The organism is Proteus sp. G2669, from assembly GCF_009915245.1.
Classification (GTDB): Bacteria; Pseudomonadota; Gammaproteobacteria; order Enterobacterales; family Enterobacteriaceae; genus Proteus.
Genome location: NZ_JAABLX010000045.1, coordinates 16199 through 29442, shown reverse-complemented (window position 1 = coordinate 29442; position 13244 = coordinate 16199). Strand labels below are relative to the sequence as shown.

The 13244-nt window shown below is 38.2% G+C and carries 11 protein-coding genes; 6 read left to right on the top strand and 5 right to left on the bottom strand.

All coding sequences use genetic code 11. The features are described 5' to 3' along the window. The first annotated feature begins 226 nt into the window (after positions 1 to 226). Positions 227 to 928, top strand: coding sequence for a pirin family protein (locus tag GWI68_RS12140; protein WP_166540447.1), 702 nt, complete (start codon positions 227 to 229; stop codon positions 926 to 928). Positions 929 to 1105: 177 nt separating this feature from the next. Here the strand turns inward: GWI68_RS12140 and pckA are convergent, their stop codons facing one another. The 4 genes from pckA to umoB all read right to left on the bottom strand — a co-directional run bounded on the left by pckA (position 1106) and on the right by umoB (position 6435). After that, a complete protein-coding gene (pckA, locus tag GWI68_RS12135) occupies positions 1106 to 2725 on the bottom strand; it encodes a phosphoenolpyruvate carboxykinase (ATP) (RefSeq protein WP_109409949.1) in 1620 nt (539 codons plus the stop codon). Between the two features lie 204 nt (positions 2726 to 2929). Then, positions 2930 to 3814, bottom strand: a complete 885-nt coding sequence (hslO, locus tag GWI68_RS12130) for an Hsp33 family molecular chaperone HslO (RefSeq protein WP_166540446.1) — start codon at positions 3812 to 3814, stop codon at positions 2930 to 2932. Positions 3815 to 3840: 26 nt separating this feature from the next. After that, entirely contained in the window at positions 3841 to 4254 is a 414-nt protein-coding gene (gene hslR / locus GWI68_RS12125; protein ID WP_166540445.1) for a ribosome-associated heat shock protein Hsp15, read from the bottom strand. A gap of 72 nt (positions 4255 to 4326) precedes the next feature. Next, positions 4327 to 6435: a flagellar biogenesis regulator UmoB gene (umoB, locus tag GWI68_RS12120; RefSeq protein WP_166540444.1), complete on the bottom strand. Its 2109-nt coding sequence runs from the start codon at positions 6433 to 6435 to the stop codon at positions 4327 to 4329. Positions 6436 to 6788: 353 nt separating this feature from the next. Between umoB and nudE the strand changes: the two genes are divergently transcribed. After that, complete coding sequence (gene nudE / locus GWI68_RS12115) at positions 6789 to 7337, top strand: ADP compounds hydrolase NudE (protein WP_166540443.1); 549 nt, start codon at positions 6789 to 6791, stop codon at positions 7335 to 7337. A 46-nt stretch (positions 7338 to 7383) separates the two neighbouring features. Here the strand turns inward: nudE and mrcA are convergent, their stop codons facing one another. After that, entirely contained in the window at positions 7384 to 9918 is a 2535-nt protein-coding gene (gene mrcA, locus GWI68_RS12110) for a peptidoglycan glycosyltransferase/peptidoglycan DD-transpeptidase MrcA (RefSeq protein ID WP_166540442.1), read from the bottom strand. Positions 9919 to 10033: 115 nt separating this feature from the next. On the opposite strand from mrcA, the gene GWI68_RS12105 reads away from it, so the two are divergent. The 4 genes from GWI68_RS12105 to pilQ are packed head-to-tail and all read left to right on the top strand — an operon-like array spanning position 10034 to position 13048. After that, entirely contained in the window at positions 10034 to 10858 is an 825-nt protein-coding gene (locus GWI68_RS12105) for a hypothetical protein (RefSeq protein WP_166540441.1), read from the top strand. Continuing rightward, positions 10846 to 11418, top strand: a complete 573-nt coding sequence (locus GWI68_RS12100; RefSeq protein ID WP_166540440.1) for a fimbrial assembly protein — start codon at positions 10846 to 10848, stop codon at positions 11416 to 11418. Before GWI68_RS12105 ends, GWI68_RS12100 begins: the two co-directional genes overlap by 13 nt. Continuing rightward, positions 11415 to 11945 carry a hypothetical protein gene (locus GWI68_RS12095; protein ID WP_166540439.1) on the top strand — a complete coding sequence of 177 codons (531 nt, stop codon included), beginning with the start codon at positions 11415 to 11417 and terminating at the stop codon, positions 11943 to 11945. Before GWI68_RS12100 ends, GWI68_RS12095 begins: the two co-directional genes overlap by 4 nt. Beyond that, positions 11942 to 13048 (top strand): type IV pilus secretin PilQ, encoded by a 1107-nt coding sequence (gene pilQ, locus GWI68_RS12090; protein WP_166540438.1) that lies wholly within the window; start codon positions 11942 to 11944, stop codon positions 13046 to 13048. Before GWI68_RS12095 ends, pilQ begins: the two co-directional genes overlap by 4 nt. The last annotated feature ends 196 nt before the right edge of the window (positions 13049 to 13244 follow it).

The window sequence follows — 13244 nt, the reverse complement described above, 5'->3', positions numbered from 1 at the left end:
CAGACGCACCACCTTCAGGGTGATATGAAAGAACGACATTGCTCACATTGCTTCCAGTGTTTTATTTAGCCAGCCGGGTGCTGGCTTTTTTCTTTTCAAAAACTTATTCGATGTTTTTGTTTCCCTTTATTCAAATTATTTGGATCTTCAGGTTAAATTCCTCCGCTTTTCTACTTTGTGCTATTGCGTAAACTGTGTTCAACAACTGATGAGAAGGAAACACATAATGATTTATCTACGCAAAGCAAATGAAAGAGGACACGCTAATCATGGTTGGCTAGATAGCTGGCATACCTTCTCTTTCGCAAACTATTACGATCGTGATTTTATGGGATTTTCTGCATTACGCGTGATTAATGAAGATCGCGTAATACCTGGTGAAGGCTTTGGTACCCACCCTCATAAAGACATGGAAATTTTAACCTATGTGCTTGAAGGTAATATCGAGCACAAAGACAGTATGGGTAATAAAGAAAATGTTCCTGCGGGTGAGTTTCAGATAATGAGTGCAGGTACAGGGATCACCCATTCAGAATATAATCCAAATAGTGATCAAGGGCTGCATTTCTACCAAATTTGGATTATGCCAAATACTGTCGGTATCACACCACGTTACGATCAACGTCGTTTTGATACAACTGTAAGTAAACAGCTTATTTTGTCGCCAGATGCCCGTGATGGCTCTTTAAAAGTATTCCAAGACATGACCTTATGGCGTTGGAACCTGAAAAAAGGCGAAGAAGCACAATATCAAGTAGAAGCGGGACGCAATATTTGGCTGCAAGTTGTAAAAGGAAAAATAGCCATTAATGACATAATTGCGACCACCAGTGATGGTGTAGCTATTGCTGATGAAGATATGATCCATTTTGTTGGTGATGAAGACAGTGAGGTTTTATTGTTTGATTTGCCTCCTGTAAAAGCATAGTTGGGTTATCACCCTCTAAAGCCACTTTTTCTCTAATAGATAGTTTCACTTTATTTCCTTTTTACTCCCTGAAATATTCTCGCATTTCAGGGATTTTTTTTATCTCTAATATCTCAAATAAAAAAACACCAAAATCATATCCTATGAATTTGGTGTTTTTATTAATGCTTTAAAAAATTAACGTTTTGGTCCAACTTTTGTCAGTGCTTGACCTGCTGGAGTATCTGTATATTTATCGAAGTTCTTCACAAAACGATCAGCGAGATCGTCTGCTTTTACATCCCATTGCGCTTTATCAGCATAAGTATCACGAGGATCTAAAATTTCACTGTTAACGCCTGGTAGTGCTGTTGGGATCTCCAAATCAAACACAGGTAATGTTTTCATTGGTGCTTTATCAATGTCACCATTTAAGATCGCATCAATAATAGCGCGAGTATCTTTAATTGAGATACGTTTACCTGTGCCGTTCCAACCGGTATTAACCAGATAGGCTTTTGCACCAGATGCTTGCATACGTTTTACTAATACTTCAGCGTATTGTGTTGGGTGCAGAGATAAGAATGCCGCACCAAAACAAGCTGAGAATGTAGGTGTTGGCTCTGTTACACCACGTTCTGTTCCTGCAAGCTTAGCGGTAAAGCCAGATAAGAAGTGATATTGCGTTTGTTCCGGCGTTAAACGTGAAACAGGAGGTAACACACCAAAAGCATCTGCTGTTAAGAAAATCACTTTCTTAGCGTGACCCGCTTTAGAAACAGGTTTAACAATATTATCGATATGATAAATCGGGTAAGAAACACGGGTATTTTCTGTTTTTGAGCCATCGTCGAAATCAACAGAACCATCCGATAACACAACCACGTTTTCTAATAGTGCGTCACGTTTAATTGCACCATAGATATCAGGCTCTGCTTCTTTTGATAAGTGGATCGTTTTCGCATAACAACCCCCTTCAAAGTTAAACACACCGTCATCGTCCCAACCATGCTCATCATCACCAATTAGCTTACGCTTAGGATCTGTTGAAAGGGTTGTTTTACCTGTACCGGATAAGCCAAAGAAAATAGCCACATCACCACTTTCGCCAACGTTTGCGGAACAGTGCATAGAAGCCATACCTTTAAGAGGAAGGAAGTAGTTCATCATAGAGAACATACCTTTCTTCATCTCGCCACCGTACCAAGTACCCCCGATTAACTGAATGCGTTCAGTTAAATTGAAAGCAACGAAGTTCTCAGAATTAAGTCCTTGTTCCTTCCAATTTGGATTTGTACATTTCGCTCCGTTCATCACAATGAAGTCTGGTGTGAAATTTTCCAGCTCTTCTTGTTCAGGACGAATAAACATATTTTTAACAAAATGGGCTTGCCAAGCAACTTCCGTGATAAAACGTACTTTTAAACGAGTGTCCGCATTCGCACCACAAAATGCATCAACAACAAACAAACGTTTGCCTGATAGCTGATTGGTTACCAATGATTTTAAGTCAGACCACACTTCTTGTGAGAGTGGCTTATTATCATTTTTACCTTTTCCCTGATCAGCCCACCATACCGTGTCACGAGTAACATCATCACGAACAATGTATTTATCTTTCGGAGAACGTCCAGTAAATATACCTGTATCAACGGCAATAGCGCCTAACGAGGTTAATGTGCCTCGTTCATAACCTGTTAATCCAGGCTGGGTTTCTTCATTAAATAACAGCTCATAGCTTGGGTTATAAATGATTTCACTTGTGTCCTTAATACCGTACTGCTGGAGATCCTTAGGGGTAAGACCTTTAACGCTCATAGTTTCGCTCCTGATAAATAGACCTTTCTACGAGCAATATTAGGGTGTTACGAGTAATTAACAGCGATTGTTATCAATATTTTGAAAATTTATAATTTTTTTATGTTAAGAACGAGAGCTAATGCACAAAACTACAGAAAAATTGTTGAATAAAAAAGGACGCAAAATAGCGTCCTTTTGATAAAGTCACCTTGCTAAATCGAATCAGTGCAATTCTGATTCATTTAACTTATTGATATTATTAATATCATTCTCTGTAAAGATATAATGAGTTCCACAATACTCACATTCCATATCGATATTGCCCTGTTCTTGCAACAGGTGGTTCACATCTTCTTTAGACAATGTTACTAATGTATTTTCACAGCGTTCACGCGAACAAGTACAATGAAATTCAACAGCTTGAGGCTCATAAAGAGTAACATCTTCTTCGTGATATAAACGATGTAAGATCTCTTTAGTATCCAGCGTAAATAACTCTTCAGCCTTAATGGTGTGAGTTAATTGTGTAAGTAATTCAAAATGTTCCGCCGTATGTTCTGCCGTGAACTCTTCTGATGCTGGTAATACTTGTAATAACATTCCTGCAGCCGCAGGCTTACCCGCTTGCATACCACTACGAATAAATACGCGAGTTGGTAACTGTTCTGATTGCTTAAAATAGTTATCAATACAAGCTTCAATAGTTTCACCATCAAGGGCAACAATACCTTGATAACGTTCACATTTCTCTGGTGTTACTGTGATGACCATAAAACCATTCCCGATCATCTCTTTTAATGTACTTCCAGCCTTTACATCATCATCCACACGCGCAACACCGCGCATTTGTTGATTGTTATTACCATTGATAACAGCCAATCGTACTGGGCCATCGCCTTGTATTTGAACAGTAATATCTCCTTCAAATTTAAGCGTTGCTGTTAACAAACTCGTTGCCACCAGCAAATCACCTAGAAGACATTGAACTGGCTCAGGATAATGGTGATTTTCAAGCATTGATTGATAGGTTTCAGTCACATTGACCAATTCACCACGTACCGCGTTTTTTTCAAATAAAAAACGTGATAAAGAGTCTTTTTTAGACATAACGTTCTCTCATTTCAGGGAATCGGTTAATCCGATTCTTGTAAATTTGTCTGTTTGAAGCGAAGTAAGGTGCGTCTTTCCTTTTTATCAGGGCGACGTTCTGGATGAGGCATTGTTAACGCATTCATTTTTCTCGCAAGAGCAATTTTTTCTCTTTTCACAATACTCTCTAGTGTTTCACAATAGAGTGTTTGTGCTTGTGTAGCACCTTGTCGCTGTGAACTTACCATTAGAATGGTTACTGTCCGTTCATCATTACCTTGTCGTAGACGTATTTCTGCGCCTTCTTCAACGATTTTACTTGGCTTGCCTCTCACACCATTGTAATGAACTTTGCCACCTTCAATCATTGTGCGAGCAATGGCACGCGTTTTATAAAAACGCGCAGCCCAAAGCCATTTATCTAAGCGGACACCACTTTCTGGTGATGGTTGACTCATCCCTTTCTCCTTAACTTCAACTTCTTTTATGAAGGCGATAGTGAAAACACATAGCCTTCCACAACAAGGGACTTACTGAGGAGGGCGATAAAAACAGTGCTCATAATAGAGACTGATTTTATTCATGCGTTGGTTGTTTTGTCGCCGACGCCGGATGATAAGAAAGAGGTTCAATACTAAGAACCCGATAGCAAGAAACAATAATAACGTATTACCGATGTAATATAACATTGTCATTGAATCAGGTAGGCTATGTAAAAATATCTGTAACGTACCATTAGCATCAACAACCATGCCTGTTATTACTCCACCCGTATCAAAAGGGGTATGCAATAAAATATCGGATAAACGTTGTAACTCCCGCCACTGTTCTAACGGCGTGGGTTCAAACACTGAGTTTGAGTTTGACGCGTAATCAACGAGCTGTTTTCTTTCATCACTGATTAATAGCACACCACCTGGTGGCGGACTATTTAACAGTATTGCGGCTTTATCTATTTCTCGATAGATAAAAGAAGATGTGGTGGTGTCGATAAGCTTTTCCAAGGCCTCCGCACTTACTGCACGTAATAAAACATTGGTGCCTGTTAGTTTACCACTCTCAGCACGTTGAACTAATACACTCCAGTCATTAACGTTACTCAAGTTAACTAACGCCATTTTCAAGCGGATACATTCATTTTCTCGTGGGCATAAATCCTGTGTTTTCAACACAATACCATCGAAATTATCTAAAAGATTCATTCCTGATTTAGTAATGGCTTGACCTAAACTTGGGTTAACTCGGTTATTAGAAACGGGATGAAGCTGCTCTTCAACCATATGTAATAAAGCAGCTGCTTTTTCGATTGTGCTCGACTCAGGCATTGGCATTGGATTGCTGTTATTCCAGTAAATGCCCGAACAATCAAAAGGTGCAAAAATGGTTTTATTATTCTTACTTGATAGATTAGGTGGCATATAACACATACCCACCCCTTTCGCCTGAATAATATCTCCAACATGCAAATCGGTTGTTTCCAATTCGGTAAAATTAGTGACTAAATGAGGTTCTGTATCTTTAAGCCATGAAAAACTGAGTTTCATTGAAAGAGAAAGTGGCTGATAAAGATACAACATGCCAATAATAAATAAGCTCCAAAAAACGAAAATAATATTTTTAATGTACCGTTTATAAGGATAATTTTTTTCTTCGTCATGTAATGAAAGATAACTTCCTTGCTTTATAACATGATGACTAGGATACATTTCTAAATAGGTGACTTTATCAATATCACCTTGAATATAAGGCTCCCAATGAGGTGGATAAATAAGATCAATACCCCCTAAAGAAACATTTTTCACCTGCCCATGATCAAAATTGCCGAAAAGCCCCCAGCGTTTTAAACGTCCTTTAAAACAATGGACTTCTTGCTTACGAGGTTTAATCAAAGGATTGTGAATAAGGAAAATACCGATGGCAAGAAATGAGCTTCCTATCGCTAAGATCCAAGGAAGAAAAACCTGAGGCATCATTAGGGCCGTTAACCATAATGTAAGCCCTATACAAACAAAAGAACCATCCCAAAAGCCAGATGAGTTATGTAATCGGTATTCTTCGTTAGTCTCTTCTCTAATTTGCAGGAGGTGAGCAGCATCACCTTCATTCTTTTGGATCGTGGATGAACCATTTGCCAAGATAGGTTCAGAAAGTTGCTTTAAACTCAGCGCAGAAAAATGAATTTTTTCATCTTTTAAAAAATGTCCATTAACACCAATTACGATGGGGATAGATGGCGTACACACAACATCGAGGACATTTTCTTGTTGAAGATAAGGAACAAGCAGCGGGGGAATATGAATTTCTACAGCATCAATATAGTAACGCCAATGATTTAACCCTTCCGATGAGCCAGCAAAACGGTTAACGATATTTCTTAATGTCGTAACGACTTCGCCTTTAATTGGCATTTCGGGGAAGTTTTGTAATGAATATCCAGAAGAAAAATCAGACGTACCAAAATAAGATAAATAATCACTAATAAGCCCATAGTCATCTGAAGTGAGCTTACGATACGTTGGTTTGGCAAGAGATGGGAGATGATGTGAGTCATCAAGCCGCCTTCTTTTAAAGAATAGAAAGGCGGCCATTATAAATAGGCTTATCATCAAGATAGCCAATATAATGACTGATAATCTCATTTTTTCCCCATGCTTATACTGATGCTGCGTAGTAACAATACCAAATTTAAAACCCTGCCTAACATAAGGCAATTCCTATTCTTTTGTTCTATTTTTTATTTAAATACAATAGATTATATTTTTGTCGGCGCGTTATAATTTATTTATCTTATCAATTTTATATCCACTAACAACGCTATCTTCAGGTAAAATAGCGGATCAATAAATAATAATATTCTCAAAAAATCAATAAATAACTAGGTTTAGTAGCGGAGTGTACTCAATTTTCACTTAAAAGCTAAATCTAATTGTTAGATTTATTTTGTCATTAATGTGTTAAATTCAGGTTAATCTCTATTCTGCCAGGGGCTGTTATGAAAGAACTTAAAAAACCCAATATATTAAACATTGATAACATCGCCCGTTCTCGATTATTTCAGATCCAATCCGTTAATCTGGAGTTCAGTAACGGGGAAAAACGCATTTATGAACGCATGAAACCAGCAAACCGTGAAGCCGTTATGATTGTTCCGATCATTGATGACAACCTTATCCTTATTCGTGAATACGCTGTCGGTATCGAAAATTATGACTTCGGTTTTCCTAAAGGCGCCATTGATCCTGGCGAAAATGCTTTACAAGCAGCAAACCGAGAACTCAAAGAAGAAATTGGTTATGGTGCCCACTCTTTAACAGAAATAGCAAAGCTTTCTATGGCTCCTTCTTATTTTTCCAGCAAAATGAATATCGTCATTGCCCATGATCTTTACCCTGAACAACTGGAAGGCGATGAACCTGAACCACTAATTCAAGTACGTTGGCCTATCGCTAAAATGATGGACTTACTGGATCATCCCGATTTTACTGAAGCACGTAGTGTCAGTGCCCTCTTTCTCGCGCAGCGCTATTTACTGAGTAAATAAATAGATAATAAAAACCGGATTTTTACATCCGGTTTTTATCGATTAATTAGAATAATTCGTTAGATTCGCCATTATCCTCAAAAATCTGTGTTCCCACTTCGCTTTTTGCTCTTTCTGTAGGTTGTGTACCCTCAATAAAATACTCTTTCATTGAAGGACCATCACCGGCGAGTTTGCCCGTTCTTCTATCTATTTGAACAGCAACAACACCTTTTGGTGCTGGCATCATATTCACAGGCACACCATCAAGTGCGACTTTCATAAAGTCATTCCAAATAGGTTGCGCTGTTTTAGCACCTGCTTCACCACCACTGGCCGCGGTACGTCCTAAGTTACGGCTACTATCATCAAAGCCAATCCAAGCGGTACCAACAATATTCGCACCATAACCCGAGAACCATGCATCTTTAGAACTGTTGGTTGTTCCTGTTTTACCACCAATATCTTGGCGTTTTAGATCACGAACGGCTCGCCAACCTGTACCAGACCATCCGGGCTCACCCACAAGGTTTGTTCTTAATGCATCATGCATTAAGTAAGCCAGTGGTGTGCTGATAACGTGTGGTGCGTAAGGGCTTTCTTTAACAGTCTCTGCTAACGGAGCTTGTTCTAATTCAATTTCAGGAGCTGCATCCACAGGCTGTGATTTATTAGATTGAGCAACGTTTTCCATATAGTCATCAGATAGAGCGATAGAACGCATGGTGTCGCCGTAAATAACCGGTATATCTGTACAGTCTGGACATGCTACTTTTGGCTCTGCAGTAAACAGCACTTCACCTTCTGCATTTTCAATACGTTGGATATAGTAAGGTTCAATTAAATATCCACCATTCGCCATTACAGCAAAACCACGTACCATTTGCATTGGTGTAAATGATGGTGATCCTAATGCTAAAGATTCTGTTCTATCGATATTTTGATTAGGGAAACCAAAACGTAAGAGATAATCAGCAGCATAATCCACACCCATTGCGCGCATTGCACGTACCATCACCACGTTTTTAGATTGACCTAATCCTTGACGTAAACGGATAGGACCTGCGTAAGTTGGTGGTGAATTTTTAGGTCGCCAATCAGTACCAGCCCCCGCATCCCAACGACTAATAGGTAAGTCATTAAGTAAGGTAGACAAAGTTAAGCCTTTATCTAATGCGGCAGCATACAAGAAAGGTTTAATATTCGAACCTACTTGGCGTAATGATTGCGAAACACGATTAAATTTACTGATTTCAAAATCAAATCCCCCGACAAGGGCAATAATCCCACCATTTAGAGGATTCAATGCAACAAATGCTGCATTAACACCTGGAAGCTGCGCTAATACCCAATTGTTATCATTATTTTGACGAACCCAGATTTGCTCACCAACATTAACTACTGCATCAACTTTTGTTGGTGTCGCGCCTTGAGCAGTATCTGAAATAAACTTACGAGCCCAACGAACTGCTTTTAAATCTAAGGTAATGTTATCGCCATTCTTTAAAACCACTTTCGCTTCTTTAGCATCTGCAGATAACACAACGGCTGGAATCAATGGCCCATAAGTTTGAATTTCTTTTAATTTCTTACTGATCGCATCATTATCCCAAGGCGTTTGCCCTTCACTCCAAAGAACTTCTTGAGCACCGCGATAGCCATGGCGCATATCATAATCAATCACATTGTCGCGTAAGGCTTTTTCTGCTGCTAATTGATCTTTACGAATAACAGTAGTGTAAATTTTATAGCCATCAGTATAAGCATTTTCACCATAGCGCTCATACATCTCCATTCTCACCATTTCAGTGAGGTATGGGGCGGAAAAATCAATTTGAGGTGCATGATATTTCGCCACAATAGGCTCAGCTCTAGCACTTTCATATTGTGCACGAGTGATGTAATTCTCTTCATACATACGCAGTAACACAACATTACGGCGTTTTAAGGCACGATCGTAAGAATAGAGTGGATTTAGTGTAGAAGGTGCTTTAGGTAAACCAGCAATGACTGCCATTTCATTAAGGCTAAGATCATGCACACTTTTACCAAAGTAAACATAAGCCGCAGCCCCCACGCCATAAGCACGGTTACCCAGATAAATTTTATTTAAATACAGTGCTAAAATTTCATCTTTGGTTAACTCTTTTTCAATGCGAATAGCCAAAAAGGCTTCTTTAACTTTTCGCATTAATTTCTTCTCAGGTGTTAAAAAGAAATTTCGTGCTAACTGTTGCGTAATGGTACTTGCACCTTGAGAAGCTTGTCCTGATGTTAATGCGACAACTACCGCACGCGAGATCCCAATGGGGTCGATACCGTGATGCTCACGAAAACGGGTATCTTCGGTTGCGATAAAAGCATTAATTAATTGAGGAGGCATTTCCTCTAGTGTTAGCGGTAAACGACGTTTTTCGCCGTATTGCGCGATTAATTCTCCGTCTGCACTCAAAACCTGCATAGGGGTTTGTAAACGAACATCTTTTAATGTCGCGACATCGGGTAACTGAGGCTCAACATACTTATACATACCGTATATCGAGGCTGCTCCCAAAATTATGCAAGCAAAAACGAAGATGAAAAAATATTTTAAGAACTTCACCTTAAATTTCCCATGTAGTGTGAATTGGGCGGTTTATAAACAAACAGTGCGTAGTATAAAGGTAACGCCTCTTTGAAAATAGGCAATTACTCATCAATAGATATGGATATCATTTATGGAAACACACAATTACCAGATTGGTATTGAAATTAACACTCATCATATCAATGCTGTTTTGGTATTTCAGCAGAATAAACAATGGAAGATCAGCGCATTTTGGCAATTCCCTTTACCTCTCAATGACGATGCAGATGATACAAAATTAAGAAATATCTTAATAAACTGGCGCAAGGATCTCCCTTTTATTAACAATATTACTCTCTCATTACCCGATATTTATGAAAGCTATCAGACTATCCCACTACCACTGCTTATTTCCCTTACATCGGCAGCATGTTATCGGTTAGCACAATTACGAGCCACATCTTACACACAAAATACAAAAAACCCTGTTAATTTTGACTATCGGCAAAATAACGGCAAACTCGCTATTCATTTGTGTCATAAGATCGTATTAGATAAGTACATAACCTTATTTTCCCAAATAAACTTAACACTCTCTGCGATAGATTTGCCCGCGTGTGCACTACGCTATTTAGCCACTTACCTTAATATCTCACCTAAAAACAAACTTATTTACTGTAAAAACAACTCGCTATTTTGGGTTTCATCTGATGATGAAATGCCCCATTACGGCACGCTTCCTTATCAAGACCAGCAAGAACAACAAACCGCTATTTATCAGTTAATAGAGAAATACAATTGGTCTAAAGAACAATGCTATTTTGCTGGCGATAATGCGACACATTTTAGCCATTCAATGCCTCTTTGGCCTGACTTTTCCCATTATTTATTTCAACCAAATACAAGAGAAAACACACTTTCTTTGATCGCTCTTGGTTTAGCATTACGCCCTTGGGAGAAATCATGTATCAAGTAAATTATCTACCTTGGCGCCACAATTTATTTAGAAAAAAAATCTCAATATGGGGTTATCAAACATTAGCTTTTATCACTATCACACTGATAATTTGCGGTTATTACACCTATCACTTAGTGCAAAAGCGAGATACCACCTCAGCATTACACATTCAAATACAGCAACAAGAACAGGATTTGTTCGAACAATTCAACATTTATCAACAACAGAAAAAACAAACCAACTTATACTCTCAGCGCTATTCGCTTTATTATAAAAATTGGTTACGTTATTTACATTACATACGTTTTTTTCAGGCTATTGAAGCTTATCTCCCAGCTTCTGTATGGATAAGTCATTATTCTGATACTGATAATCGCCACTCTTTGGATCTTATTTTACCCAAAACACAATCGCTCTCTTTTATAACCCATTTTAAACACCATCCCATTCTTGCCACCCTATCATTGGATTATTTACAACAAAGCAAAATCTCCCCGTCCTATACTGAAGTGCATTTAACAGGAAAATGGGAAATCGACGAACCGTGGAATAAAAAAGATGTCGAGGAAGTACCATGAAGATAAATGTGCAATGGTTACAATTTGTAGTTTCTCTCGCAATGTGGCAAATAACATTACTGAGCTTAACAATCCCTTTTACTATTTTTCTACTTTACTACTTCTTTATTTATACTGGTTATCAGCAAGAAATAACTCAACAACAAGTGGAAACAACCCAAAGGCTCTCTCGTATTCATCATTATCAAAAGATGTTAGAGACGCCACCATCACTTGAATCACTTATTGCACAACAAGCTGATTATCATATTTCATTAAATAATCCATCAACCCCTGAACAACTACAACACCTACTTATTACTTATCATTTCATCCCTGAAACTTGGGAAAAAGCCCCTAATTCGTTATATAAGCTCACTTTTAATTTGTCTTATACACGCTTGTTAACTTTACTCGAACACCTTAATCAAACAGGACTATTACTTATCTCGCTCAATATTATTCCAATAAAAACAGAGTTACTTTCTGTTCAAATCACATTGATGGCACTAAAAGGACTCTCATTAGAACAAGGTGGCATATCATGAAAATATTGGTTTTCTTTATGATGCTATGCATGACAACTTGTGTTTTTGCTCACTTGAGAGATCCATTCTTCCCTGACGTTCCTGATGTCATTAATCATGAAAAGACACTACCAACACCCACTGAAGAACCATGGACAGACACACAGCAAACTGAACAATTACACCATCGACTTTATCCGTTAAATTATGCTGATGCAGATACATTAGCGAAGCAACTTAGCACTTATGCAATCCCATTATTGAGTAAACAAGGCCGGGTTATTGCTGATAGTGACTCTAATAGTCTTTCAATTGTCGATAATGACAAAGCACTTTCTGAAATCGCAGATTGGCTAAAATTAAAAGATACTCCACAACAACAAGTTCATATCACGGCGCATATCGTCAGCAGCAGTCAAGAAGCGTTAAATGAATTAGGTACCCAATGGGGCTTGCAAGCATTAAAAACTACAAATACTGAAGCAATATCAACAATACCTAGTACTACGCCGACATCTCCTAACTCTGCTTTATCAATACCTTCACTGTCTGCATTATCACTTCATCAAAATACCAAAAACCCACTTCACTATATTGCCTTTAATATCGCTAGGATTAATGGTCGCCTATTAGAACTTGAGTTAAGTGCATTAGAACAAGAAAAACAGCTATCAATTATTGCAAGTCCAAGACTAACAGCGGCTCATGAGAAAACGGCCTCAATAAAACAAGGAACGGAAATTCCCTATGTCAGCCGAGATAATGAAACCACTCGTGTTCAATTTAAGGAGGCTGTATTAGGGATGGAAGTCACCCCAATTATTCAGAGAAATAAAAAAATAAGGTTAATACTTAAAATCAGTCAAAACACACCTGGTATCGCCCTTGTTCAAGGTGGTAGTGAACACCTTTCTATCGACAAGCAAGAGATCAGTACAGAAGTCACGATTAATGATGGAGAAACCATTATGTTAGGAGGAATATTTCAACAAAAGCAGCAAGAGCATACAGCAAAAATCCCTTTATTATCATCTATCCCATTATTAGGGGTACTTTTTAGCCATAAAAGAGATCAGCACAGTCGCCATGAATTGGTTATTTTTATTACACCCAAATTAATCTAACTTTTTATGTGATAAAAATTTTTTCATCAAAATACAAAGAGTTACCCATTTATTACTAGGATTAAACTGAGAGTTATTCATTGTTTTTTCTTATAATCAGTATTTATAGATTTGACGATGAGGACGATTTAGCTTACAAGGGTTAGCTAATTTGAGTGGACCTGAAACATCACAATGATAATACGGATACATTTTA

Bases quoted from the DNA above. Each gene is read 5' to 3' on its own strand.
- hslR (WP_166540445.1), bottom strand. From the start codon at position 4,254: ATGAGTCAACCATCACCAGAAAGTGGTGTCCGCTTAGATAAATGGCTT.
- nudE (WP_166540443.1), top strand. From the start codon at position 6,789: ATGAAAGAACTTAAAAAACCCAATATATTAAACATTGATAACATCGCC.
- GWI68_RS12095 (WP_166540439.1), top strand. From the start codon at position 11,415: ATGAAGATAAATGTGCAATGGTTACAATTTGTAGTTTCTCTCGCAATG.
- umoB (WP_166540444.1), bottom strand. From the start codon at position 6,435: ATGAGATTATCAGTCATTATATTGGCTATCTTGATGATAAGCCTATTT.
- GWI68_RS12100 (WP_166540440.1), top strand. From the start codon at position 10,846: ATGTATCAAGTAAATTATCTACCTTGGCGCCACAATTTATTTAGAAAA.
- pckA (WP_109409949.1), bottom strand. From the start codon at position 2,725: ATGAGCGTTAAAGGTCTTACCCCTAAGGATCTCCAGCAGTACGGTATT.
- hslO (WP_166540446.1), bottom strand. From the start codon at position 3,814: ATGTCTAAAAAAGACTCTTTATCACGTTTTTTATTTGAAAAAAACGCG.
- GWI68_RS12105 (WP_166540441.1), top strand. From the start codon at position 10,034: ATGGAAACACACAATTACCAGATTGGTATTGAAATTAACACTCATCAT.
- pilQ (WP_166540438.1), top strand. From the start codon at position 11,942: ATGAAAATATTGGTTTTCTTTATGATGCTATGCATGACAACTTGTGTT.
- GWI68_RS12140 (WP_166540447.1), top strand. From the start codon at position 227: ATGATTTATCTACGCAAAGCAAATGAAAGAGGACACGCTAATCATGGT.